This window comes from Thermococcus sp. (assembly GCF_027012695.1).
GTDB lineage: Archaea > Methanobacteriota_B > Thermococci > Thermococcales > Thermococcaceae > Thermococcus.
On the sequence record NZ_JALUYR010000145.1, the window covers coordinates 1 to 23,638 of the forward strand.

The 23,638-nt window shown below is 56.8% G+C and carries 29 protein-coding genes and 3 tRNA genes; 17 read left to right on the forward strand and 15 right to left on the reverse strand.

The features are described from left to right. Positions 1-13: 13 nt before the first annotated feature. A tRNA-Leu gene (locus MV985_RS09680) sits at positions 14-101 on the reverse strand. A 111-nt stretch (positions 102-212) separates the two neighbouring features. Here MV985_RS09680 and MV985_RS09685 point away from each other — a divergent pair. Further along, positions 213-290: transfer RNA gene (locus MV985_RS09685), tRNA-Lys, on the forward strand. A gap of 70 nt (positions 291-360) precedes the next feature. Then, positions 361-1,605 carry a DEAD/DEAH box helicase gene (locus tag MV985_RS09690; RefSeq protein WP_297465766.1) on the forward strand — a complete coding sequence of 415 codons (1,245 nt, stop codon included), beginning with the start codon at positions 361-363 and terminating at the stop codon, positions 1,603-1,605. Between the two features lie 107 nt (positions 1,606-1,712). Here the strand turns inward: MV985_RS09690 and MV985_RS09695 are convergent, their stop codons facing one another. Further along, positions 1,713-2,555, reverse strand: coding sequence for a M55 family metallopeptidase (locus MV985_RS09695; protein WP_297465837.1), 843 nt, complete (start codon positions 2,553-2,555; stop codon positions 1,713-1,715). 150 nt (positions 2,556-2,705) lie between these two features. On the opposite strand from MV985_RS09695, the gene MV985_RS09700 reads away from it, so the two are divergent. Then, on the forward strand, positions 2,706-2,945 hold the full coding sequence (locus tag MV985_RS09700) for a hypothetical protein (protein ID WP_297465839.1): 240 nt from the start codon (positions 2,706-2,708) through the stop codon (positions 2,943-2,945). A gap of 2 nt (positions 2,946-2,947) precedes the next feature. Here the strand turns inward: MV985_RS09700 and MV985_RS09705 are convergent, their stop codons facing one another. Beyond that, complete coding sequence (locus MV985_RS09705; protein WP_297465768.1) at positions 2,948-3,709, reverse strand: geranylgeranylglyceryl/heptaprenylglyceryl phosphate synthase; 762 nt, start codon at positions 3,707-3,709, stop codon at positions 2,948-2,950. Next, entirely contained in the window at positions 3,706-4,149 is a 444-nt protein-coding gene (locus MV985_RS09710) for a DUF123 domain-containing protein (protein WP_297465770.1), read from the reverse strand. The genes MV985_RS09705 and MV985_RS09710 overlap by 4 nt, the downstream gene beginning before the upstream one ends. A 60-nt stretch (positions 4,150-4,209) precedes the next feature. Here MV985_RS09710 and MV985_RS09715 point away from each other — a divergent pair, with 60 nt between their 5' ends. Continuing rightward, the gene (locus MV985_RS09715; protein WP_297465840.1) at positions 4,210-4,590 is read left to right on the forward strand and encodes a DUF2095 family protein; all 381 of its coding nucleotides are present in this window, start codon (positions 4,210-4,212) and stop codon (positions 4,588-4,590) included. Between the two features lie 30 nt (positions 4,591-4,620). On the opposite strand, the gene MV985_RS09720 is transcribed toward MV985_RS09715, so the two are convergent. From MV985_RS09720 to MV985_RS09740, 5 genes are all read right to left on the reverse strand, one after another. Beyond that, positions 4,621-6,132, reverse strand: a complete 1,512-nt coding sequence (locus tag MV985_RS09720; protein WP_297465772.1) for an AMP phosphorylase — start codon at positions 6,130-6,132, stop codon at positions 4,621-4,623. Between the two features lie 177 nt (positions 6,133-6,309). Further along, the gene (locus tag MV985_RS09725) at positions 6,310-6,558 is read right to left on the reverse strand and encodes a hypothetical protein (protein ID WP_297465775.1); all 249 of its coding nucleotides are present in this window, start codon (positions 6,556-6,558) and stop codon (positions 6,310-6,312) included. Then, positions 6,558-7,337 carry a cell division ATPase MinD gene (gene minD / locus MV985_RS09730; RefSeq protein ID WP_297465778.1) on the reverse strand — a complete coding sequence of 260 codons (780 nt, stop codon included), beginning with the start codon at positions 7,335-7,337 and terminating at the stop codon, positions 6,558-6,560. Before minD ends, MV985_RS09725 begins: the two co-directional genes overlap by 1 nt. Positions 7,338-7,485: 148 nt before the next feature. Further along, positions 7,486-8,307: a slipin family protein gene (locus MV985_RS09735; protein WP_297465843.1), complete on the reverse strand. Its 822-nt coding sequence runs from the start codon at positions 8,305-8,307 to the stop codon at positions 7,486-7,488. Between the two features lie 7 nt (positions 8,308-8,314). Beyond that, positions 8,315-9,649, reverse strand: coding sequence for a nodulation protein NfeD (locus tag MV985_RS09740; RefSeq protein WP_297465780.1), 1,335 nt, complete (start codon positions 9,647-9,649; stop codon positions 8,315-8,317). Positions 9,650-9,779: 130 nt separating this feature from the next. On the opposite strand from MV985_RS09740, the gene MV985_RS09745 reads away from it, so the two are divergent. The 4 genes from MV985_RS09745 (at position 9,780) to MV985_RS09760 (ending at position 12,022) form a co-directional block, all read left to right on the forward strand. Then, positions 9,780-10,619: a DNA-3-methyladenine glycosylase gene (locus MV985_RS09745; RefSeq protein ID WP_297465782.1), complete on the forward strand. Its 840-nt coding sequence runs from the start codon at positions 9,780-9,782 to the stop codon at positions 10,617-10,619. After that, positions 10,616-10,933: a hypothetical protein gene (locus tag MV985_RS09750; protein ID WP_297465784.1), complete on the forward strand. Its 318-nt coding sequence runs from the start codon at positions 10,616-10,618 to the stop codon at positions 10,931-10,933. The genes MV985_RS09745 and MV985_RS09750 overlap by 4 nt, the downstream gene beginning before the upstream one ends. Before the next feature lies 1 nt (position 10,934). Then, a complete protein-coding gene (locus MV985_RS09755; RefSeq protein WP_297465786.1) occupies positions 10,935-11,327 on the forward strand; it encodes a hypothetical protein in 393 nt (130 codons plus the stop codon). 161 nt (positions 11,328-11,488) lie between these two features. Further along, the gene (locus tag MV985_RS09760) at positions 11,489-12,022 is read left to right on the forward strand and encodes an adenylate kinase family protein (protein ID WP_297465845.1); all 534 of its coding nucleotides are present in this window, start codon (positions 11,489-11,491) and stop codon (positions 12,020-12,022) included. Here the strand turns inward: MV985_RS09760 and MV985_RS09765 are convergent. Continuing rightward, a complete protein-coding gene (locus tag MV985_RS09765; RefSeq protein ID WP_297465788.1) occupies positions 12,007-12,495 on the reverse strand; it encodes a type II toxin-antitoxin system VapC family toxin in 489 nt (162 codons plus the stop codon). The two genes, MV985_RS09760 and MV985_RS09765, sit on opposite strands and share 16 nt — an antisense overlap. A gap of 58 nt (positions 12,496-12,553) precedes the next feature. On the opposite strand from MV985_RS09765, the gene MV985_RS09770 reads away from it, so the two are divergent. From MV985_RS09770 to MV985_RS09785, 4 genes are read left to right on the forward strand one after another with little or no spacing between them, the layout of a single operon-like run. After that, a complete protein-coding gene (locus MV985_RS09770) occupies positions 12,554-13,321 on the forward strand; it encodes a 5-oxoprolinase subunit PxpA (RefSeq protein WP_297465791.1) in 768 nt (255 codons plus the stop codon). A 38-nt stretch (positions 13,322-13,359) separates the two neighbouring features. Next, positions 13,360-13,557 carry an antitoxin family protein gene (locus MV985_RS09775; RefSeq protein WP_297465793.1) on the forward strand — a complete coding sequence of 66 codons (198 nt, stop codon included), beginning with the start codon at positions 13,360-13,362 and terminating at the stop codon, positions 13,555-13,557. A gap of 30 nt (positions 13,558-13,587) precedes the next feature. Further along, positions 13,588-14,283, forward strand: coding sequence for a 5-oxoprolinase subunit PxpB (gene pxpB, locus MV985_RS09780; protein WP_297465795.1), 696 nt, complete (start codon positions 13,588-13,590; stop codon positions 14,281-14,283). After that, complete coding sequence (locus MV985_RS09785) at positions 14,276-15,277, forward strand: biotin-dependent carboxyltransferase family protein (protein WP_297465797.1); 1,002 nt, start codon at positions 14,276-14,278, stop codon at positions 15,275-15,277. The genes pxpB and MV985_RS09785 overlap by 8 nt, the downstream gene beginning before the upstream one ends. On the opposite strand, the gene MV985_RS09790 is transcribed toward MV985_RS09785, so the two are convergent. Continuing rightward, positions 15,274-15,708, reverse strand: a complete 435-nt coding sequence (locus MV985_RS09790; RefSeq protein ID WP_297465799.1) for a UPF0179 family protein — start codon at positions 15,706-15,708, stop codon at positions 15,274-15,276. The two genes, MV985_RS09785 and MV985_RS09790, sit on opposite strands and share 4 nt — an antisense overlap. 30 nt (positions 15,709-15,738) lie before the next feature. Next, positions 15,739-16,779, reverse strand: a complete 1,041-nt coding sequence (locus MV985_RS09795) for an NAD(P)-dependent glycerol-1-phosphate dehydrogenase (protein WP_297465847.1) — start codon at positions 16,777-16,779, stop codon at positions 15,739-15,741. A 72-nt stretch (positions 16,780-16,851) separates the two neighbouring features. On the opposite strand from MV985_RS09795, the gene MV985_RS09800 reads away from it, so the two are divergent. The 4 genes from MV985_RS09800 (at position 16,852) to MV985_RS09815 (ending at position 19,207) form a co-directional block, all read left to right on the forward strand. Beyond that, entirely contained in the window at positions 16,852-17,664 is an 813-nt protein-coding gene (locus MV985_RS09800; protein ID WP_297465801.1) for a DUF63 family protein, read from the forward strand. Between the two features lies 1 nt (position 17,665). Then, positions 17,666-18,436, forward strand: coding sequence for a bifunctional fructose-bisphosphatase/inositol-phosphate phosphatase (locus tag MV985_RS09805; RefSeq protein ID WP_297465848.1), 771 nt, complete (start codon positions 17,666-17,668; stop codon positions 18,434-18,436). Next, the gene (locus MV985_RS09810) at positions 18,426-19,040 is read left to right on the forward strand and encodes a rhomboid family intramembrane serine protease (RefSeq protein WP_297465803.1); all 615 of its coding nucleotides are present in this window, start codon (positions 18,426-18,428) and stop codon (positions 19,038-19,040) included. The genes MV985_RS09805 and MV985_RS09810 overlap by 11 nt, the downstream gene beginning before the upstream one ends. 58 nt (positions 19,041-19,098) lie before the next feature. Beyond that, positions 19,099-19,207 (forward strand) — tRNA-Met (locus MV985_RS09815). Between the two features lie 581 nt (positions 19,208-19,788). Here MV985_RS09815 and MV985_RS09820 read toward each other — a convergent pair. Then, positions 19,789-22,194 (reverse strand): DEAD/DEAH box helicase, encoded by a 2,406-nt coding sequence (locus MV985_RS09820; RefSeq protein ID WP_297465805.1) that lies wholly within the window; start codon positions 22,192-22,194, stop codon positions 19,789-19,791. 49 nt (positions 22,195-22,243) lie between these two features. Here MV985_RS09820 and MV985_RS09825 point away from each other — a divergent pair, with 49 nt between their 5' ends. Further along, positions 22,244-22,717 (forward strand): hypothetical protein, encoded by a 474-nt coding sequence (locus MV985_RS09825; RefSeq protein WP_297465808.1) that lies wholly within the window; start codon positions 22,244-22,246, stop codon positions 22,715-22,717. Here MV985_RS09825 and MV985_RS09830 read toward each other — a convergent pair. Together MV985_RS09830 and MV985_RS09835 are read right to left on the reverse strand one after the other, a co-directional pair. Next, the gene (locus tag MV985_RS09830) at positions 22,662-23,321 is read right to left on the reverse strand and encodes a ScpA family protein (protein ID WP_297465811.1); all 660 of its coding nucleotides are present in this window, start codon (positions 23,319-23,321) and stop codon (positions 22,662-22,664) included. The genes MV985_RS09825 and MV985_RS09830 overlap by 56 nt on opposite strands. Before the next feature lie 5 nt (positions 23,322-23,326). Next, positions 23,327-23,638: a hypothetical protein gene (locus MV985_RS09835; protein WP_297465813.1), complete on the reverse strand. Its 312-nt coding sequence runs from the start codon at positions 23,636-23,638 to the stop codon at positions 23,327-23,329.

A 23,638-nucleotide genomic window follows, 5' to 3' on the forward strand; every position in this document is an offset into this window, starting at 1 on the left:
GCGAAGTTTGATGTGGTGCGGGGGCGGGGATTTGAACCCCGGAACCCCTGCGGGACGGGACCCTCAATCCCGCGCCTTTGACCAGGCTCGGCAACCCCCGCGCCGCCAGATTATAACGCTCGGAGAGGATTTATAAAGTTTTCTCTTTTCCCTCTCCCTCCAACCGACCGAAAACCTTATAAATTGGCCGCCCCTCTATGGTTTCGGGTTGAGGGCCGGTAGCTCAGCATGGTTAGAGCGCGGGACTCTTAATCCCGTGGTCGGGGGTTCGAATCCCCCCCGGCCCGCCAGATCGCGTTTCTTCTCGGCGCGTTCCGTTTGAGAAGGGGTGCGTCTGAGTAACGTACAGGAGTTAGAAAAATGAGTTTTGAGGAGTTAGGCTTATCCAGGGCCACGTTACTGGCCCTCAGGGAGAGGGGTTTTGAGGAACCAACCGACATCCAGAGGGAGGTTATACCCATTCTCCTTTCTGGCGATAGAGACGTCATTGGGCAGTCCCAGACCGGGACCGGAAAGACGGCGGCTTTTGCGCTTCCGATAATTGAGGCGATTGATCCAGGGAAGCGGGGCGTCCAGGCGATAATCCTCACCCCGACGAGGGAACTGGCACTCCAGGTGGCGGACGAGATCAAGAGCCTCCGCGGGAGGAAGAGGATATACGTCTACGCGGTCTACGGCGGCCAGCCGATAGGCCCGCAGATAAGGGCACTCGAGAGGGGCACGCACATCGTAGTCGGAACCCCCGGCAGGGTTCTCGACCACATAAGGCGCGGCACTCTTGATTTGAGCGGCGTCAGGTTCTTCATTCTGGACGAAGCCGACAGGATGCTCGACATGGGCTTTATAGAGGACATCGAGGCGATTTTCAGGGAGACACCGGAGGAGAAGAGAACGCTGATGTTCTCGGCCACGATGCCCATGAATGTTCTCCTCCTGGCGAAAAAGTATATGCGCGATCCAGAGGTGGTGATAGTCAGCAGGGACGAGATAATCCCCGGGATGGTGGAGCAGGAGTACGTCGAGGTCGTTCCAGGAAGAAAATACGGAAAGCTTAGGGAGATTCTCAAGGATGACTTCTACGGCATCGTCTTCTGTCAGACCAGGAGGGAAACAGGGGAGCTGAGCGAGAGGTTGAGACGCGACGGCTACAGCGCCGAAGCTCTAAACGGCGACATGAGTCAGGCCGCGCGCGAGAGGACCTTCCGGCGCTTCCGGGAGGGGAGAACCAGGATTCTGGTCGCGACCGACGTCGCCGCGAGGGGCCTTGACGTGCAGAACGTGACCCACATCGTCAACTACTCCGTTCCAATGACGGCCGAAGACTACGTCCACAGGGTGGGCAGGACTGGAAGGATGGGTAAGAAGGGCCGGGCAGTGACCTTCGTAACACCCCGGGAAAGGAGGAAGATGTGGGATATTTCCCGTCGTGCCGGCGTTGAGGTCAGAAGATCCGAGCTGAGCGAGGAGATCCCGGCGGATCATCCCGAAAGACACATGACTGGAACCCACTTCGGAGAGGGTTACCGCAGAAGACCCCGTCGCTCGAGAGATCGGGAAGGACGGGGAAGCTACTCACGGGACCGGTCGGGCTACGGGATCCGTTAGCCGGGCTGTGCCCCCGGGGAGCGAAGGGGACTCACTGCTCGCCGATCGCTCATCCCCCGCGGTTTCCCGGGGGCGTTACCATCTTTGCCCTTTCCCAACTTAAGCTTTTACCTCGTGACGATCGCGTTGACACCGGCGGCCGCAAGGACGAGGAGCTCAACGGTTCTGTAGGCGTTCTCCACCGTTTCTACCTCGAACTCCACGGTCTTTCCATCAACACGCCTCACGAAGGGGAGAAGCTCCGAGGCATCGGCGAAGGCACTGTTCAGAAAGCGCAGGCTCACGTGGACGGGCTCTTCCGCTGTCAGGAGCTCGGTTCTGCCCTTCCTAAACCTCTCAACGGCCTCTTCAACGCCCGCCTCCAGCATCCCCTTTATCCTCGCCATACTGGGACTCCTGGCGGCGTATCGCGAAACGGCCTCCTTGAGGGGAATGCCCACAGCCCAGGGGGCGTGAACCTTCACGTCTGCCTCTATCAACCTCCGATCTCCCCCCACGAGGATAACGGGGATTCCCCAGCTCCCGAGGAGGTAGGCGTTTAGAAGGAACTCGCTCACCTCCACGCCGTTTATCTCGAGCCTGTCAACGCTGGCGCTGCTGTAAGTATGGTCAAAGGTCGCCCTTCCCGTTCCGGCCTTAGCGTGGTAGCCCAGGAAGAGGGCGGCGTCGCTTCCCCTGGCAGAGGTCACCATGCTGAGGGGCCTGGGAAAACCCCTGACGAGCTCGACGTACTCGGGCATCTCCTCGGGCAGGATGTTCACCATGGGTCCGTGGCTGTCGGCCACCGTAACCTCGTCAAAACCATTTTCGCGGAGCGCCCCGGCGACGGTCTTCACGATCTCGGTTGCTATCCTTCTAGCCTCGGAATAGAGGGCACCCCTCACGAAGAGGTGCTCCCTGCTCACTATGTAGGGAAGTCCCTCAAGGTCGAGGGATATAAAGGCCCTCACCCACATCACCGCGATCCAAATCGAAGCGGTGCGGGATAAGTCTTTCGGCCGCCCAATAACCACGGGGAATATACCCCTTCAGAACAGATGATCCTCGCTTATGAAAAAGGTTTTATAGGGCTTCTTTCATAAAATGAGACGGTGATAGGAATGCAGATTGTTGAGATCGAAATAAAACTGCCCTACAAAGACAGAGGGGAGATCTTAGGCCGTTTGTATTCTACAATCAGGGGCAGGATAAGGGATGTACACCTCTTCCCGCCCACAGTTAGGGGTATCAGCGAGATTAGGATGGAAGTCATTGAGGAGAACGTTCCAAAGCTTCTCGCAGAACTCAAGAAGATAATCAGAAACGGAAGGGTAACCTTCAGGATCCTCTCAGAGGCCTGAGCTTACCCCTTTATTCCCCGGTTCAGTTCTTCCAGCTTTTTCCTTGCCTCCTCGACGGATCCCGCCTTCTCCACCGCGGTGCCGGTCACCACCACGTCGGCCCCTGCCCTCACGGCGGCCCCGGCCTGCTCTCCGGTTCGTATGCCCCCGCCCACGATGAGGGGAACGTCAACGACCTTCCTGACCACCGCCACCATCTCCGGCGGAACGGGTCTGTCGGCACCGCTTCCGGCCTCAAGATAAACGAACCTCATCCCCAGGTACTGGCCGGCCAGAGCGTAGGCCGCTGCAATCTTCGGCTTGTGCCTTGGTATCGGCTTCGCATCGCCGACCCACCCGACGGTCTCGCCGGGCTCGACTATGAGATAGGCCATGGGGATGGGTTCTATCCCATAGCGCTTCACCCGGAACGCTCCAAGGGCCTGGGCACCGGTGATGAAGAAGGGGTTGATTGAGTTGAGCAGGCTCATGAAGAATATTGCATCCGCGTATCTGCTTATCCCTCCGTGCGATCCCGGAAAAAGTATTGTCGGCAGCGAGGAGGACTCCTTTATGGCCCTGACAACGCCGTCCAGAACCTCGCCCTCGGCCCCGGTTGAGCCGCCTATCATTATGGCGTCAACCCCTATCTCCTCGCTTATTTCCGCTATCCCTCCGGCCGTTTCCGGGTCAACGTCGTCTGGATCGAGGAGCACGAAGTGAAGTTTTTCCCTTTTGAGCTTTTCGTGTATGTAGGATTCAACCTTGCCGATCCTGGGCTTCATTTTCTCCCCCCGAACCCCATAACCTCCTCCCGGCTTTTAACCCTTTTCCACTCCAACCCAAGGGATTTCAGAATGGCCGTAAGAACGTCATCCGGCTCCCCCTCGAAGCGGTAGAGGTTGGTGTTGAGCCTGAGGTCCCCGGCACCGAAGCCCTTCACCGGTTCCCCAAAGCGCGAAACCTCCAGTGAAAGCCTCTCCTCCAGTCTTTCCTCGCCCGGGATAAGGTAGGCCCTCAGCAGCTCGGCTTCCTTCAGAAGGTAATCAACGTGCCAGTGGAGTTTCTTTTCCTTTGAAAAATGCCTGGCAACGCGCCTTTCGAGGGAGTTCATGGCCGAGCCAACGTAGACGTAGTGGCCGGCCCTGAGCGAGAACTCCCGCCCCTTCGTCCTCACGGTTTTGTCTTCATTGAGGCGCATAACGAGGAAGTAGGAGCCCTTCATGGATGGAGCTTTTACCCACAGTTTATAAACCCTCGGGCCCAAACTATGCCGGTGTGGAGGATGGAGCGGAAAAAGAAGAGGGCGATTGATGACTTCGCCTGGCAGGAGTACGATAAGGAGGAGTTCGAGCGGACCTTTCCTGCCCTCGCGAGAGAACTGGAGGGGGAGGGAATTCCCGTTGATGCATATCGGACGGAGGAAACTGAGACCGAAGAAGAACAGATTGACTTCTCGGGCTACAACCCAACGGTGATAGACTTCCTCAGGAGATGCGAGACCGATGAGGAGGCGCTTGAGATAATAAACTGGATGGAGGAGCGGGGGGAGATAACACCGGAGATGGCAAAGGAGCTCCGCGTGACACTTGCCCACAGGGGCGTCAGGGCCTTCGGGCCCAAGAAGGAGTGGGGCTGGTACGAGAGACATGGAAAAAGGGGCTGAGGACTGATCCGGAGGGATAATGAAAGGGGATCAGATGTTTCCTATCCTCTGGAGGACCATTCCCTCTATCCTTATCGGTTCGGTTCTCCTGGCGTAGACAACGGCCTGGTCGAGTCTCGCCTCGTGTTCGGCGTGGATCGTGAAGAGCGGGTCGCCCTCCCTGACCTTCTCCCCGACCTTGACGTAGAGCTCCAGTCCTGCCCCCTTGTCCTCGGGTGCTCCGGCGGCTCTCGCTATCCCCGTTATGGCCCTGTTGTCTATCGCGGTAACGTAGCCGCTCGTCTGGGCGGTGAAGGTGTAGGTCTTGTCGCCTATGGGTATCTCCTCCGGCTTGATGTTGGGATCCCCTCCCTGGGCCTCGATTATCTCCTTCATCTTTGCCCAGGCCTTTCCGCTTTCCAGGATCTCCTTTGCCATCTTCTTCCCCATTCCGGCTGGAGCAACGCCTCCCATCTCCAGGAGTATGCCGGCCAGCCCGGTGGCTTTTTCTATGAGGCTTCCGGGCCCCTTGCCTGTCATCAGTGTCGAGAGGGCCTCCCTGGCCTCAAGAGCTGGTCCAACCGTGTGGCCTATCGGCTGGCCGCCGTAGGTTATCGCAACCTCGACGTACTGGCCGAGCCTCTTGCCGAGCTCTATGAAGTCCCTGGCTAAAGCCCTCGCCTCCTCGACGGTTTCAACCTTAACGCCCTTTCCTGTCGGGATGTCGATGAGGACGTACTGACTGCCCATAGCGTACTTCTTGGACATTATGCTCGCGAGCATCAGACCGGTGGGGTCAACGCTGAGCGCCCTCTCGGCCTTGATCGTTATGTCGTCCGCGGGGGCGAGGTTCAAAGCTCCGCCCCAGACGAGACAGGCACCTACCTTCTCGACTATGCGCTTTATCTCCTCAAGGGAGAAGCTCACGTTGGCAAAGACCTCGACAACATCGGCCGTTCCCGCTGCGCTCGTTATGGCCCTCGAGCTGGTCTTGGGTATCGTGAGGCCGGCGGCGGCAACTATCGGGACGACGAGGATGTTGGTCTTGTTTCCGGGAACGCCGCCGATGCTGTGGACGTCCATTATCGGTTTCCTATCGATGTCGAGCATGTCGCCGGTCTCTGCCATCGCTATGGTCAAAGCCGCTATCTCGTCCATGTCGAGGCCATTTATTTCGAGTGATGTAACGAACGCACTTATCTCTATGTCCCGGAGCTTTCTATCAACGATGTCCCTGACTATGGCCTCGATCTCGACCTTTCTCAGCTTCTCACCATGCATCTTCTTCTTTATGTAGCGGACGCTCTCGGGGGTTCCCGCAGGGATGACCTCGACGGTCTCCCCTTCGGAAAAGTGGTGCAGGTCAAGGATGTCCCTGCTGACGCCGACCTCCCCTTCGCCAACCAGGTTGCTTATGACGACGCTGCCGTAGACGGTCTTCTTCCCGGCCTCGAGCTTCACCAGGTCGTCGGGGTGGAGCTTTGACTCCTTCGCCTCCTTCTCGTTTATGAACACCGAGTACCTTCCGCTGTACATATCCAGGATCTTCACCCTTGCCTTCATTTTAAACCCCCCTTTCACACGAGTTTCCATTATTGTGCAGGGAGGTACTTAAACGTTTTCATCCTGGGGAACGTCAAATTGGGCGATTAGAACCCGTGGATTGGGCAGGATGATGTTAAAACCGCCGGAAGACCCCCGAACAGAACAACCAACGAAGACGGGAAGAAGGATGAAGAATCAGAGGTTCCTGACCTCCTCGTCAATGGACTCCTCCAGCGTCTTTTCCCAGTCCTCGACATCAAAGTCAACGAGTTCGCTCTCCAGGTCCTCCTTGAGGCTGGAAACACGCCTCTTGAGGGCGTTCTTCGTTTCCTCGTCGTAGACCACGTAGTAGGGGTTGCTCTTGGCGGAGTAGTAGAGCATCAGGAGGATTATGTTCAGGACCACGAGGATTATGACTATCCCGTAGACCAGAGCGTCTGCCATCACTTCTTCCCCCCGAAGATGGCTTTGAAGACCCTCTTTATCGGGCTCTCCGGCTCGGGAGGCTGCCACTTTATCCCGGCAAGCTTTGCCGCGAGCTGCTTTATGGCTATGGCCGCCGGACTGGTCGGGTTCTTGATGACGAGCGGGACACCGTAGGCCGAAGCGCGCTTGACCTCAGGGTCCTCCGGAATCGTGGCCAGAACCGGAACCTCGAGGATGGCCTCTATCTCCTCCCTGGTGAGCTCGGTCTTCTCGTTGGTGACCCTGTTGAGTATCGCGCCGAGCGGGAGGGTTCCGAGTTTTTCCGCTATCAGTTTGGTCTTGAGGGAGTCAGTTATGGCGGATATCTCCGGATTGGTGACTATGATGAGCTCCTTTCCTATTAGGAGGGCTGTAACCGAGGTCATCTCCAGTCCCGCGGGGGCGTCAATGAGAACGAAGTCCGCCATCTGGCCGATCTCCCTGATGAGCTGCCTTAACCTCTCGGGCTTGGCCTTCTTGATCTTCTCGAGGCTCAGTCCACCGGGGATGACCTTGACTCCTGCGGGACCCTCGTAGATGGCATCCTTGAGGTCGGCTTCTCCGGCCAGAACGTCGTGCAGCGTTATTGGGATGTCCTCCATGCCGAGAACCAGGCTGAGGTTTGCCATGGTTATGTCCGCGTCGAGCAGAATCACTTCCTTTCCGAACTGGGCCAGGGCGACACCGAGGTTCGCAACGGTCGTTGTTTTACCGGTTCCACCTTTACCGGACGCAAAGACGATTGAACGGCCTTCCAAATTCAACACCTCCGGGGCGGGCAGTGGATACGCTGTAACAATCCCAGCAAATTTGAGGGTATCCATTCTGCGCGTAGAAGCTACACCAAACGGCTTTTATCTTTTGCGGTCAATTGGTCCAATTCCCGGAACAAAAAAAAGAAAGTGCCTAGCCGGACTTCTTCTGGAGGGCCTCGGCTTTCTTCTCTTTACCCTCAACGGACTTCTTTACCGCCTCCGCCGCCTCCCCCACGCTCTTGAAGAGCTTGAGCATCTCCATCGGGAGCGGCAGTATTATAACGTTGCTCTTGTCGCTTGCGACGTCGCTTATGGTCTGGAGTGTCCTGAGCTGGAGCGCCATCGGGTGGGCGCTTATTATCTCCGCCGCCTCGCGGAGCTTTTCAGCGGCCTGTCTTTCAGCCTCGGCCAGGAGAATCCTTGCCCTTCTCTCCCTCTCGGCCTCGGCCTGCCTGGCCATCGCCCTCTGCATGCCGCTCGGCAGCTCGACGTCCTTTATCTCGACGGTTGATACCTTTATTCCCCACGGATCCGTCGCCTCGTCAATGATTTTTTGAAGCTGGAGGTTGAGCTTCTCCCTCTCGCTGAGGAGTTCATCAAGGTGTGCCTGGCCGATGACGCTCCTCAGCGTTGTCTGGGCAATCTGGCTCGTGGCCATTATGTAGTTGCTGACCTGAGTAACCGCCTTGACGGGGTCTATGACGCGGAAGTAAACCACCGCGTTGACCCTCACCGGGACGTTGTCCTTGGTTATGGTCTCCTGAACCGGTACATCGAGAACCCTCGTGCGGAGGTCGACTATCACAGCTTTCTCGAATATCGGGATTATGAAGAAGAGACCCGGTCCTCTGGCACCGACGACCCTTCCGAGCCGGAAGATGACGGCCCTCTCGTACTCCTTGACTATCTTTATTGAGCTGGCCAGTATTATCAGGACGAAAAGCAAAACGATTCCCAGAACCACGGTCCCCATGTCCAACTCATCCACCTCCCTCGGGTTTTTCAAGGGGCTCCACAATCAGTTTGAGCCCCTCAACCTTAACCACCCTGACCCTTTCTCCAACCGGGATCCTCCTTCCATCGGCGCTTTCGGCGGTCCAGAGCTCCCCGTGGAGCTTCACGACCCCCTCGGGGTCAAGGTCCTCAATCACCTTCCCTATCTCCCCGATTAGTTCCTCCTTTCCTGCCCCGGGTTTTCTGCGGTGGGCTTTGACGACGGTCGCGACACCGAAGAGAAAGAACAGGCCGAGGAGTATAGCCATTACCACTATCGCAATTCTGAGAACGTCGTAGGTTTCCCCTGCCACCAGGTACTCACCCCCTCCACTGAACAGCATTATTCCCCCGAGAACGAAGGAAACAACCCCCGCAACGGTGAACAGGCCAAAGGTTGGCGTCAGCGCCTCCGCCACGAAGAACACAATCGCGAGGATCGTGAGGACAAGGCCCGCACTGGTGTATCCGAAGTAGCCGAGACCGATGATTCCGAGCACGAGCATTATGGCCCCCACCGTCTCGGGAACGTGCCAGCCGGGCGTTAGGAAGCCGAATATCAGGCCCAGGATCCCGAGATTCAGGAGCAGGTAGGCGATGGTCGGTTCGGTTATGTACCTGACGACCTCATCCCTGAGGGAGGGTTCTATATGGACCACCCGGGCGTTTCGGAGGTGCAGCACAACCCTCCCCCTTCCCCGAACCGGTATCTTCGTCTCCATTCCGTCAGCCTTCTGGAGGAGGTCTCCGATGTCGGTCGCTATGACCTCTATGACTCCGTACCGCAGGGCCTCCTCTGGCGTAACGCTCCGGTCCTTCGTGATGAACTCCTCGGCGAGAGTCTCGTTTCTACCGCTCATCCTGGCCAGTTCGCGTATGTATGCCACGTAAAAGTTGGTTATCTTCGGGGGGGCCTCGACGATGCTTCCGTTCTGGCCGTAGCCGAGGATCGGCCTGCAGGCCCCGATGACCGTTCCCGGGGCCATAGCTATGAGGTGAGAGCTCAGGGCTATGTAAGTCCCGGCCGATGCCGCCATCCCGCCAGGAGGGTAGACGTAGATAATCACGGGTACCCCCGCGTTTTGAATCCTGCTGACGATCTCCTGCATCGCGTCGGCCCTTCCTCCCGGGGTGTTGAGCTCTATCACTATCGCCTCGGCCCCTTCATCCTCCGCCCTCGATATGTACCTGTCGAACTGATCCGCGGTGTAGCCGGTTATAACCCCTTCAACCCTCGCCACGTAGACGGTGCCGTGGGCCGCCACCCCGGGGAGGAGCGCGAGGAGGAGAAGTGCCACCGCAAGGATACCCGTTACCTTCATCCCAACCGCCGGTAGATAGTACCCCCAGGGTGGTTTAAACCTTTTGTCCATCACTCCGGTGATCTGCATCCGCGTGACAAAACCCGCCCGACCCCAAAGGAATATAAGGATAAACCCGTGATGCTGACCGATGGTCGTTGACATCGAGAAGACGAGCCGGGAGATGATTCGCAACGGAACCTGGGCCCTCAGGGATGGGACGTTTTACCAGGCGCTCAGGCTGAGCACGGGGAAGACCGGCATAGTTTCCTACAACGGTGAGTTCAGTTTTCCCGAAGACTGGGACGGGGGGGAGCGGAGGGAAGCCAGAAAAAAGCTGTCCTTCGTTCTCGGCCTGGACACGGACCTGGACTCCTTCTATACGGAGATAGGTGATTCGCGATTCTCCTTCCTCGTGGAGGAGTTTTACGGGCTCGTAAGCCCCGCATCGCCGGATCCCTATCAGGCACTCGTTGAAACGGTGGCCCAGCAGCAGATCAGCTTCGACTTCGCCCAGAAAACAATAGAAAACCTCGTCCGGATTGCCGGCGAGCGGGTCGGAGAGCTTCGCGCATTTCCCACCGCCGGGAGGATCGCGGAACTCGGCGAAGTAGGTCTCAGGGAGGCGAAGCTCGGCTATCGTGCCCGCTACATCGTAGGACTGACAGAGCTTTACCTCTCCGGGAAGCTGGATCTCAATCTCTGGAATCTGAGCGTTGTGGAGGCGGTAAAGTACCTGACCGGATTCAGAGGAATAGGACGATGGACTGCCGAACTATTCCTCGCCTATGGCCTCAGGAAGAACGTCTATCCCGCTGGGGACCTGGGTCTGCGGCGGGGGGTGGCGAAGATCATCGGAAAGAACGTTAGGGAAGTGGGGGAGCGCGAGGTGAGGGAAGTACTAGAGCCCTTCGGAAGGTGGAAGGGGCTTCTGGCCTTTTACGTCCTCTGCTACGATAGAAAGACGGAGCTGGAGCGGAAAAGAAGATGAAGGAGGTACTGCTCGTTCTTCCAAAGGATAAACTCAGGGCCCTCGGGGGCAGGGATATAAAGGCTATGATCAAAGAAAACCTGCCGAAGGTTGAGGAGACCCTCCTGGCCGGGCGAGAAGAGGTTCTTCTGGAAAAAATGGCCAGACTCGAGGAGAAACTCCGCGAGATGGAAGAGGAGATGGAAGAGCTCGGGGAGTTCTACGAAAAGGCCCTCGGGGACAGGGCGTTCCTAACCGCGGAACGGGACAGAATCAAAGAGGAAAACGCGCGGCTGAGGGCGGAGTTCGAGAAAAACCGCAGGGGGAGGGGATGAAATGCGGCTCGTTATCAAGCCTGAGAAGGGCCTCGGGAAGATGGTGGTTGAGCTCGAGGACGAACTTGGAGGGGAGATTGAAAGGCTGAGCGAGAGGTACGGGGTTCCCGTGGAGGAGATAATAGAGCTCGCCCTGGTAGGGGAATTTAAAAAACCGGAGGGGGACGTTGAAAGACTGGAGAGGATTGTTGAGGAAGTGGAGGGAAAGGTATGGAAGCTTGAAAAGAAGTACGCTCCGCTCCGGTTTAAAGCCTACGGGCTGAGCGAAGACAACAGAATCCTGGCCATTGAGCTCTCGGGTCTCGTGGCCGAGAACAACCGGCTGAGAAGGTTGCTGGGGCTTCCCCCCAACAGGGACCCCGAACTCAGAAAGCTTATATCCTATTATCTCTAAGGCTAACCTGCGGATGATGAAAGCGAATTGCTCGGATGGGTGAAGAGAAAGGAACGCTGACGCCGTCCCGCCGGGCGATGGTGAATCCAAGACGGGCTGAGCCGGAGGCGATGACGTACCCTATGAGCGCCGAGCCCGGCGGGACGCACGGAGGTGATCCCGTGATAATAGCGGTAACCGGAACTCCCGGGGTTGGAAAAACAACCGTTTCGAAACTCCTTGCGAGGGAACTGGGCCACGAATACGTCAACATTAAGGATTACGCCCTTGAGAAGGGTCTCGGCGAGATGAGGGGTGATGAGCTCGAGCTGGACGTTGACGAGCTTGCCAGAAGTTTTGAACGGGACTTTGCGGGAAGGGACGTCGTAGTTGACGGGCACCTAAGCCATTTCCTCAACGCGGACATCGTGGTGGTTCTCCGGGCCCATCCGGGACTCATAGGGGAGAGACTGAAGGAGAGGGGTTACCCGAGGGAGAAAGTGGGAGAAAACGTCGAGGCCGAGCTCGTGGACGTGATACTCGTCGAGGCCATCGAGGAAAACGACAGGGTCATAGAGGTCGACACGACCGGGAAGGATCCGGATGAAGTGGTTGGGGAAATCCTTGAGCTGATTGAAAGGGGGATTACAAAGAGGGTCGGCATCGTTGACTGGAGCGGGGTCTACGACGAGGTACTCCCCTACCTGCGCCCCTGACGTCTCCTCCTCGGGAGCAGTCTCACGGGGCTTCCGCAGTCGGGACAGGTTCCCCCGGGCGGCATCTCTCTGAATCGCTTTCCACAGCCGATGCAGACATAGTTCCAGCGAATCACCTTTCGTATGCCCCTTTTCATGGTCCGGAACTCAATGCCAAGTGTCTTTGCGATGTTCTGGAGATTGTAGTCGTCGGTGAAGAGAATTCCTTTGAGCTCGTAGGCCAGTGCGAGAATCTCTACGTCAGCCTCGCTCAGCTCGTTCAACTCGCCGGTTCTCCTCGCGGCGTCTTCGATAACTTCGATGCTCTCCCGCGATGGAGCCAAAACCCTGACCTTTCCGGCGCTGATGAGACCCTCCAGGAAAAGCCTGGATTCGGGGTCCTTTACCTCTTCCACAACGCCCGGGGCGGTCACGCCCTCCACCTCGACCCCCTGGATGAATATGGCGCTGTCTATAACGTTGGGTCTTCTCATGGTAGAACCTCGGAGAAACCCTTTTTTAGATTTCCGTCGAAAGGAAAGCGGTGGGAACATGAAGGTTGACCTTAACGCGGATCTCGGCGAGAGCTTCGGTCACTACAGGCTCGGCCTCGATGAGGAGGTTATGAAGTACATCACGAGCGCCAACGTCGCGACCGGCTGGCACGCCGGAGATCCAATCGTCATGAGGAGAACCGTGAGGCTCGCAAAGAAGAACGGCGTCGCCGTTGGTGCGCACCCCGGCTATCCGGATCTGCTCGGCTTCGGGAGGAGATACATGAAGCTTTCTCCGGAGGAAGCGAGAAACTACGTTCTCTACCAGATTGGGGCGCTTTACGCCTTTGTGAGGGCTGAAAACCTCGAACTCCAGCATGTCAAGCCCCACGGGGCACTCTACAACGCCCTCGTGAAGGAGGAAGAACTCGCGAGGGCTGTCATTGAGGGTATGGCTGACTTCGACGAAAGGCTTATTTTCGTGACCCTCTCCGGCTCGAGGGCAGCGGAGGTAGCGGAGGAGATGGGCGTTAGGGTGGCCCACGAAGTCTTTGCCGACCGCGCTTATAATCCGGACGGAACCCTTGTCCTCCGCTCGAAACCCGGGGCGGTAATACACGACAAGGAGGAGATAGCGGAGCGCGTGATTTCGATGGTCAAGGACGGAGGCGTTGAGGCGATAAACGGCGAGTGGGTCGAGCTGAAGGTCGACACCATCTGTGTTCACGGTGATAATCCGAAAGCTGTGGAGATAACCTCAGTGGTGAGGAAGGCCCTTGAGGGGGAGGGAGTGAAGGTCGTGCCGATGAAGGAGATAGTCCGTTAGTTTTTAAGGTCAGATAACCAAGTAAGCACGGTGGGAGCATGGGAGTCGTGGAAACGATTTATGGGAACGGGGTTTTCAGGCCGTTGAAGAAGCCTCACCTTCCGAAAAAGAGAAGGGTGAAGCTGATAATTCTGGACGAGTTCATTAAAGACCTAAACGACGCCTTCGGGATCCTGGGGGAAGACGTGGATCTAGAGAAGCTCGGGAAGGAGTGGGACAGGGATGTATCTTCTTGAAAGGATCGACTTTCTTTTCTGGTGAACTCCATGATGCCAGAGCTAAAGCCCGCCGGCGACTCCGCCCTTCTGATTTCCTTCGGTGAGGCCATAGACGAGGAGATAAACGGCAGGGTCCACGCCGTTGCAGGGACCATAGAAAAAGCAGGCTTTGAGTGGCTCGTGGAGGTCGTTCCCGCTTATTCCTCCCTCCTCGTGGTCTACGACCCTCTCAAAGCCACCTACGCCGAAGTCGAGAGCGCCATAAAGCCGCTGTTAAGCGCTGAAACAGAGTCATTCAGGGGCAGGCTCGTCGAGGTTCCCGTTGTCTACGGTGGCCAGTACGGCCCGGATTTGGAGTTCGTTGCAGAATACAACGGTTTGAGCGTTGATGACGTTATCGAGATTCACTCGGGGCCGGTTTACCGCGTCTACTTCCTCGGCTTCCTCCCTGGTTTTGCTTACCTCGGCGGAATGGACGAGCGCATAGCGGCGCCCCGCTTGGAAAAACCGCGCCTCAAAGTGCCCGCCGGCTCCGTGGGAATAGCGGGAAGGCAGACCGGCATCTACCCCCTCGAAAGCCCCGGCGGCTGGCGGCTCATCGGGAGAACACCGTTGAGGCTTTTCAACCCGTCGAAAGAGCCGCCAACCCTTCTCCAGCCGGGTGACAGGGTGAAGTTCGTGCCCATAGACGAGAGCGAGTTCAGGGGGCTGTACGAGAAGGAGTGGGGTGAGGGGATTGATTGAGCTCCTCAGTGTTCCCTCTCTCCTAACGGTTCAAGATAATGGAAGGCGCGACTACAGAAAGCTCGGCGTCCCGGTTTCCGGCTTCATGGATGATTACTCCGCGAGAATAGCAAACTACCTCGTTGGAAACCCCGGAAACGCTCCGCTTTTGGAGTTTCTCCTAACGGGGCCGACGATGAGGTTCAACGCCTCCGCGGTTTTTGCCGTCGCCGGGGACGTCAAGGTTAAGCTCAATGGCGTTCCTGTCGAACCCTGGACGAGCTACTGGGGAAAGAGGGGGGACGTTCTGGAAGTTAGAACCCTGAAAAGTGGACTCTACGGCTACATCGCCTTTGCCGGCGGGGTGAAATGTGAAAAACTTTTGGGCAGCTGTTCCGCTTATCCGAGGGCGAACCTTGGAAGGCCGCTGAAGGCCGGCGACAGGTTAAGCCTGAGTTACGCCATCCTGACCGGCAGAGAAGGGCGTTATCTGTCCCCCGAACTCAGGCCTGATTATTCGAGTAAGGAACGGGAAATAAGGGTTGTTCTCGGTCCCAATTTAGAGCACTTCAGCGAGACTGGTGTGAAGACTTTTCTGAGCAAAGCCTATACAGTAACGTCTGAAAGCGACAGGATGGGCTACCGGATGGACGGGCCGGTTATAGGGCACTCTCAAAAGGGTGCCGGCATCGTCACGGAACCGCTAATTCCTGGAGCCGTTCAGGTTCCAGCCAATGGAAGGCCGATAGTGATGATGCGCGATGCACAAACCACCGGCGGCTACGCGAAGATTGGAACGGTGATAAGCGCTGATTTACACCTCCTGGCTCAAAGCAGGCCCGGGACAAGAGTGTGGTTCAGGGCTGTGGGAGTTGAGGAGGCGCAGGAAATCCTGCGGAGGCGCGAGAAAACGCTGAAGGCGATAGAAGGGTTCCTCGCGGGAGAAATGGGGGCATACAGAATTAAAATTGGAGAAGAAGAGAGAATAGCCTTCACAAAAGTGGAAAAGAGCTAATCCTTCTTGCGCATGACCTTGACGACCTTGTAGGTCTTCCCGTTGCACTCGACCTCCCCGGTTACCTCTATCACCTTCACCTGGTCGCCCTCGAAGAGGCCCTCAGGCCTGAAGAGGTCCGCCTTCTCCCTGTCGTTGCATTCCGCGAACTGCAGCTTTATCACTGAACCCGCTATTGCGAGCCTTGGCTCTATTGCCACCTCGATGCTCGGTTCAACGACCTCGACAACCCTTACCTTCCCCTCGTGGAGCGGGCATGAGTGCGACGGCATGCTCCTTACGCGCAGGATTTTGTACCTCCGTCCGGGTTCGAGGTTTCCAACGCAGACTCCTGCAAGCTTGCACGTCTTGCACGGCTCAGCAGGGCCGTAGAATATGAACTCAACTCCCGGTCTTGCCAGCTTTTCACCGACTAACGTGATTATCGCCATCTCAAACACCTCCGTCGTGAGTGATGACAGTCAGATGACTCCGGTGATTTCAGCGGCCTTCTCGGCCGCCTCCCTCGTTAGGCCCTCCCTCCCAAGGATCGTGTAGCGCTCCGGTCTTATGGTGTGGGCTATGGTGAGGGCCTCGACGATTACCTCGGGATCAATCCCCAGCTCGTATGCGTTAGTTGGCGCTCCCACCTTCTTTAAGGTTTCCCTAACGCGCTCCCATTTAAGGCCGTGGAGATAGGCCATTATTATCGTCCCGACGCCGACCTGCTCACCGTGCAAGGCAGGTTTTTCAAGGAGGGAATCGAGGGCGTGGCTGAAGAGATGCTCCGCACCGCTCGCGGGTCTTGAGGAACCGGCTATGCTCATGGCCACCCCACCGCTTATCAGGGCCTTCACGACCCTCCTCACGCTCTCCTCATTGCCCAGCCTTATTATGTCGGCGCTGCGCATTGTCATCTTCGCGCTCATCAGACTCAGCGAGGCCGCGTACTCACTGTAGTATTCTCCCTTCAGCCTGTGGGCCAGCTGCCAGTCTTTAACAGCTGTAAGGTTGCTTATGACGTCCCCGACTCCCGCCGCTAAATAGCGGTATGGTGCGGTTTTTATTACCTTCACGTCGGCTATTACAGCTATCGGGGGGACGGCTTTGAGGGACGTCTTGAGTCCAAGGTCCCTTATGGAGGCGTTGGCGCTCGCGATCCCGTCGTGGGAGGCTGTTGTCGGAAAGCTGATGAAGGGAACCCCCGCCCGGAAGGAGGACAGCTTGGCTACGTCTATTATACTCCCTCCGCCGACCGCTATGAGCCAGTCCGAGCGGTGATCCTGGATTATCGAGATAACCCTCTCAACCTCGCCCATGGTGGCCCCACTAACGGTCACGCCTTCGACCTCGTAGTGATCACCCAGAGCATCCTCCACGTCCTTCCCGGCTATCCTGCGGGTCCTGGGACCGTAGAGCACCAGGGCCTTCTTCCCCAGTCCGAGGCGTTCCGCCACGTTCACTGTCTCGCCTATAAGGTTCTCGCCCAGGAGCACCTCTCTGGGGAGCTGCATCAGGTGCACTTTTCTCACCACCCCCTGCACTAGGGTGGGAAAAGCTTTAAGGCTATCGGAAGAACCCAGAGGGGTGGTCGAATGGGTCTCTACGAGTTCTTCTACGAGTACTTTATCCTTCCAATCAAGGAGAACCAGGGCTATAACCCGGTGAACACCCTTGTTTACGCCCTAATCCTCGGCATTGCGGTCATACTCCTCTACCGGATGCTCAAGCGCATGGGAATTCGGGTTGACGAGCGGTTCTTCAGGGCCCTGATACCCTACGTAATCCTCGGCCCCCTCATGAGGAGCATGACCGACGTGGGGATCCTGCCGAGGACATACTTAACCGTAAGTCCCGGCGGCTACTTCGTCATAGCGGCCTTTGCGATAGCCTCCCTCTACACTGTCTGGAGGCACTGTGGGAATGAGAAGTTCCATCCCCTCTACCGGGACTTCGGATGGATCCTCGTTGGAGGATTGCTCTTCATCCTGGCGATAAATCTGGATAAAGTGGACTTTAACTGGGGTGTTTTGAAGTACTTCATCCCCGCCCTCCTGGTAGCCGAGGCTTTCATCTGGGTTCTGGCGAGGAGGTTTAGGCTGATAAGGGACAACGATCTGCTCTTCTACACCCACTTCTACGACGCAACGACAACCTTCGTCGGAATTCAGTTCTTCGGCTTCTGGGAACAGCACGTTCTCGCCAGATGGCTGATTGATACGCTGGGAACACCGGCTGCGATGTACCTCGAGAAGTTCCTCATCCTCCTGCCGGTGGTCTGGATACTGGACCAGATGAGGGGAGAGGAAGACGAGGATCTGGTCAACTTCGTCAAACTGACCGTTTTCATCCTCGGCTTCGGGCCGGGGACGAGGAACCTTTTGATAATGCTTATGGGTGGTGGTTGAGATGGAGTTTGAGTGGAACGCTATAGCCAGGGACATTGCCCTGGATGTTGAGAAGGCCATCCTGCCCCTGTTCGGGACGAGGAAGGCGGGTGAGGTTATCGGGGAGAATGCCAGCGGCGACACCACTGACTACGTGGACAGGGTTTCCGAGGACATCGTCCTGTCGAGGCTCGAACCCCTGGGCGTCAACGTGATCAGCGAGGAGATCGGGACGATAGACAGGGGGAGCGACTACACCGTTCTGGTGGATCCGGTTGACGGCTCCTACAACTTTACCGCGGGAATACCGGTGTTCGCCTTCAGCTTCGCCGTTTTCAGGGGGGATAAACCCGTTTACGGTGCCATATACGAGTTCCTTCCAAAGAACTTCTACGAGGCTATCCCTGGGGAGGGCGCGTTCCTCAACGGGAGGAGAATTCACGTGCGAAAGCCGGAGCGCGGAAAGGAGGCATTGAGCTTCTACACCAGGGGAAGATACACCGGGATAATACAGAGGGTCAAGCGCGTCCGCGTTCTGGGGGCGATAGCGGTCGAACTATCCTACCTGGCGAGGGGATCCCTTGACGGCGTCATCGACGTGAGGAACTACGTCAGGCCGACGGACATAGCGGCCGGCGTCCTCATAGCGAGGGAATCGGGGGCGATTGTGACGGACGAAAGGGGAGGGGACCTCGAGGTCCACCTGAGCGCCACGGACAGAACCAACCTCATAGCGGTGAACGACGAATACCTCCTGAAAATCATCCTGGAGGAGCTGGAAAATGAACCTTGAGCACTATTTCCACCGGTACGGGAAGGCCACCTTCAGCCTCTTCCTGATAAACATCGCGGTTTACATAGTTGAGGTCATCCTGAGCGGGAACCCCGTGAGCATAAGCTCGGACGTTCTCCTCCTGCTCGGCCAGTGGAACCACGCGGTTCTGCACTACGGCTGGTGGTGGCAGCCCTTCACGGCGATGTTCGTCCACGTGGGACTGCTCCACCTGATCTTTAATATGTACTTCCTGCTCATCATGGGGAGCCAGCTGGAGGCGATCCTTGGCCCCAGAAGGCTGGTAATGATCTACATCGTCTCCGGACTGGCCGGCAACCTGCTCACCCTCCTCTTCCTCCCGCCGAACACCGTGAGTGCCGGGGCCAGCGGGGCGCTCTTCGGCATAGCTGGAACCCTGATAGTGATGAGGGGTATCATCGGCGGTGACCTTCAGAGTGCCCTCCTCAACGCACTCTTCCTGTTCCTGCTGAACAGCATCCTGCCCGGGGTTAACGCCTACGCCCACCTCGGCGGCCTGCTCGTTGGCATGGCAATGGGCTACTACTACGGCAAGAAAATCCGGAGAAGGATGGCGTTCGCCTACGGATACGGCTACTACTGAAGACGCCGAAAGATTTAAAAATGACTCCCTGAAGGTATAACCCGAGCGCTCGGGCAGTGCCGGGGTAGCTTAGCCTGGTCAGAGCGCTCGGCTCATAGGGCCGCTCCCCTTCGGGGGGAGCCTGAGAAACCGAGAGGTCCGGGGTTCAAAGCCCCGCCCCGGCACCATTGCAAACTTCTCCTGCGCGGAGTTTGATTAAGGTTGGTGATTCTCGCCCAAAACGGCAATTTTAACAGGATTTGTCGTTAAAGTTGCCTTTTAAGACGGAATTTTTATCGGGAGCGTTTTTCAAGTGGGTCGGCTTTTTTTAGCGCTCCAATGGAGCGCGATGGGAGTGAACCCCTCGAGAAGAATCCTTCCGGACAATCCACGTATTAATGCCCCGCGAATTCCACATGAAATCCTTAAAAAGGGAGTATTAACGAGAATCACGAACTTTGATAAAACTTTGCAGTGCAAAGTTTCAGCGCTGGCGGAAAGATTGCCAGCTATTCTGAAAAACTCAAATCCTCAAGGGGTTTACTCATTAATCACATCTCTCGAGCGTTTGCCATCCTCAAGGCGTACTTCGGACGCCAGAATAAAACACAAACCTGTTTCAAGGTTTTTTGGGGTAACCCTATATTTATGAGGAATTTGAGATGTGAACGCTGATGATACTAGCCAACTTGGGAGAAAGGAATTCTTTTGCTCAAGCTTTTTCCAAAGCTTGTTCGTCTGCCGACCTTTGAAATGGGGAAATTAGATGCTATTCGCTGTCTTCATCCTCGACGTAGGGTGCCGTTATGATCCTCCGTATCTCCCTTGCCTTCTTCTCGCCGATACCCTCGACCTCTTTAAGCTCCTCCTCGGTCGCTGTAAACACCCGTTCAACGTTGCCGAAGTGTCTCAGCAGTCTTCTGGCAAGGGTTGCCGAGACGTTGGGCAGCCCCTCGACTATCAAACGCTGCCTCTCAGCCAAGGTTAGTGCCTTCTTTTCGCTCCTCAGCCTTACCTCCTTCTTCCTCTCCTCCTGCTCGCGCTTCGCCATCAGGTAGATGAACTGAGCGGTTTCCTCCTTGCCTGAGGAGAACAGTATCGGAACGCCCCAGTCGAGCGTCACCGCGGCTATTGCTCCCCTAATCGCGTTTGGATGAACGTTCCTTACTCCGTAGAGCTCGCCCTCTATGATTATGACCGGCTTCTCGTAGGCCCTCTTTAACCTCTCAACCTGGTCGAAGAGACGACCGTCTATTATGGACTGGATGAAGTCGTTGGCGCTCTTCCTTTCAATGCCAACCTCCTCGCTAACGACGTAGTCGGCAACGTCCAGCGTTCTAACCTCGACCTCCGCTCCAAGCTCCTTCAAAAGCTTTGGAACGCCGCTCCTCAGCTCGCGTGAGTCAACGTAGACGACGATTCCCTTCGGCTTCCTAACAAAAATCGGCTTTACTGGGAGTTCCTTAACTTCTCCTGAGGGGTTTTCGGCTTTGGCTTTACCCTTTCCGGTCTTTGGGCTTTCCTCTTTACCCGCACGCGCTTTTGAGGATTCCTTCCCCTCTTCCCCTTTCGGCTTCAGGAACGCATCCAGGGGGGTTATCTTTCCCCTTCCCATCCCGGCACTCTCCGGAGCTTTTTTCCTTATTTCAGCTTCCTCTTTTGGCCTCTCCTTCTCAAGCTCCCTCGCTATCTTTCTTATCGCCGCGAACATGCCCTTCTCCTTCCGCCTGGAACTCCAGTAGTAGGCTTCATCGCGAGTTCCCTTCGCCATAAGGACGACGACCCTTCCTGGCCTGTGCCTCCCGGTTCTGCCGCGCCTCTGAATGCTCCTTATCGCTGAGGGTACAGGCTCGTAAAAAACCACTAAATCAACCTCCGGGACATCTAAACCCTCCTCGCCGACGCTCGTGGCAACGAGAACTCTAAACTCCCCGTGGGAGAACCTCTCAAGGGTTTCCTTCTGTTCCTTCTGGCTCATTCCCCTGTCCTTTCCCCTGCTGGCCTGACCTATGAAGCGCTTCGCCGAAATCCCCATGGCTCTGAGCTCCTCGACGATCTTCCTCCCGGTGTCGCGGTAGTTGGTGAAGACGATTATCCTGGAGTTGGGCTTCCGTTCAAGCTGTTCTCTCACGAGTTCCTTCAGCTTCTCCATCTTTGGATGGTCTATTCCGCTCTCCTTCGCCTGGACGAGGAGGTAGATCACCTTCCTCATGCGCGGGTCGTCCATGAGTTCCCTGCTCGACTTTGCCCTCTTATCCTCGCGGAGCTTCTTGAGGTAGGCCCTTAAAGCCGTCAGCCCCTGTGTCTCCAGGAGTTCTATCGCGTGGAGGAGCTTTACTGCCTTTGCCTGGTGCATCCTCAGCCTTCCCACCGCGTAGTTGCCCCTCGCGACCTCCTGGTTTATCTTCGAGCCTGCCTGGAGAACCTCCCTCTTCGATATGTCCGGGGAGTATGTGGAGACGAGCTTGAACTGGGCGAGCGGTTTGAGGCTCTCCTTCAGTATCTCCCTCAGGAGCGAGCGCACCTCCCGGTAAATCCCCGGGAGTTCGACCCTGACCCACTCGAAGGCTATCCTCTGGACGTAGGGCTTCACATCGGGCGAGCTTTCGGTTCTCACCTCGATGTGCTCTATCCCAAGGTTCCTCACTATCTCGCGTATCTTCTCCTCATCGCTCCCCGGTGAAGCCGTCAATCCCAAAACGAGGGGATGCCTCGCCGTCTTAAGATACTCCTTTGCGATGAAGACGTAGGAGTAGCTCCCCACCGCGCGGTGGGCCTCGTCTACAACGAGAAGGACAACGTCCTCAAGGGAGACCCTACCAGTTAAGATGTCGTTCTCAACGGTCTGAGGAGTTGCAGTGATTATGACGCTCTCCTCCCAGAGCCTCTTCCTCTTTTCGGGGGAAAGCTCACCGGTGAGGACGTTTATCTTCTCCGGCGGGAGGTCGAAGAGCTTTCTAAAGCTCTCGGCGTGCTGAAGTGCGAGGGGCTTCGTCGGGGCCAAAAATAGCACCTTCCCGCCGTACTTTGACAGCCTGTAGTCTGCTATAAGCATCGCTATTAGCGTCTTTCCCAGTCCAGTGGGGAGGACAACCAAGCAATTGCGCTCCTTGCATCGGGCGTAGATGACCTCCTGGTAAACGCGCGGCTCGATCAGGTCCCTGCGGAGATACATGCCCCCATCTACGCGGCGAAGTTTATAAACCCTGGGACTAAGTGGTGGCATGCTCCTGACGAGGCACGCGAGGGAGAGACTGATAAAACGGCTCGCGAAGAGGAAGAGGCTCGACAGGATTTACTCTGAGCTGTGGACCTTCCTGGACCGCTCCAGAAGAATTGACGTTAACGAACGGGTTGTGATATTCACCGACGGCAGAAAGAGCCTCGTCTGCGCTCGACTCGAGTGCGAGAGGATTTCGCTGGAAGAGATAAGGGAGTGGGTTTCGGATATATCCAAAACCTACGGGTGCGTCTTCTTCGACGGGAGGCTGGCCAGGGAAACCCTTCCGGGCAAGTTCCTCGAGCTGGTTCCTGATGGTGTTTACTGCTTCTACCTCAACCGGGAGAAGAGGAGTCTCTACATCGGTAGCGAGCCGCCTCTGCTGGCGATAACTCTCAGGCCGGCGAAAAAAGGGGAGAGGGCTACGCATTCTCAACGGGAACCACAAGGATCTCCCCGAAGGGCTCCTCCTGAATGAGGTCAACCTTCCCCATGTTGGACAGGAACAGGAGGTAGAGGAACGTCCTCGCCACTATCTTCGGACTGGGGTCAAAGACGAGGTCCCAGAACCTTATCGGTTCCCCGCGCTCCCTGTACATCTCCAGGACTATCCCGTGCAGCCTGTGGACGTGCTTCTCGATGTCCACCCTGAAGTCATCCACGACGAAGACCTCCTCCTCTATCTCGACCTTCTTCCTCTTCCTTGGCTTCCTCTTCTCGGCCTCCTCGAGGGCGTCCATTAAAGCGTCGAGCAGGTCGTCGAAGGTGTAGTAGCGCTCCACCCTTCTCAGGGGGGGTGCCAGCGGCTCGACCTCAACGCGGAGCTTCTCCTCGTGACGTTCTTCCTCTTCCTCCTCGTCTGCGCGAAGCAAAGCCTCGCTCTTCATCCTCACGAGTATTGAAGCCGCCAGGATCGCCCTTGCCGAGACTCGAAGGTCGAGTTCCTTCATCTCCCTCAGTCTCTCTATGTACTTCTCGGTTAGATCCACTATGTCAATGTTCCAGGGGTCAACCTTTCCCATGGTGACAAGCTGAAGGAGGATGTCAACGGGGGTTATCTCCTCTTCGCGGCGCGATTCCATGGGTTTCACCTCTCAATTCTAATCCATCCTCTCTCAAACCTGCGGAATCTTTTTCTAACGGCTCTAAAGGTTCCCATCAGTTCCCTCAGGTAGTCCTCATCAGCGTACAGAACTTCCCCGTCCGCCAGTGCGTCCATTATCAGGGGGTGCCCCTTGGCGAGCATTCTCCTGACCTCGCCGGGAGTGTAGGCCTTGGCGTCTATCGGTGCCCTCGTCCTGTCGAGTTCGTAGAGGAGCTTAAGCCGGTCGTTCTCCGCCCTTTTGAGGGTGTACTCCGCCTGCGCAATCCAGCGCTCAAACTCCTCGTGGTCGAACAT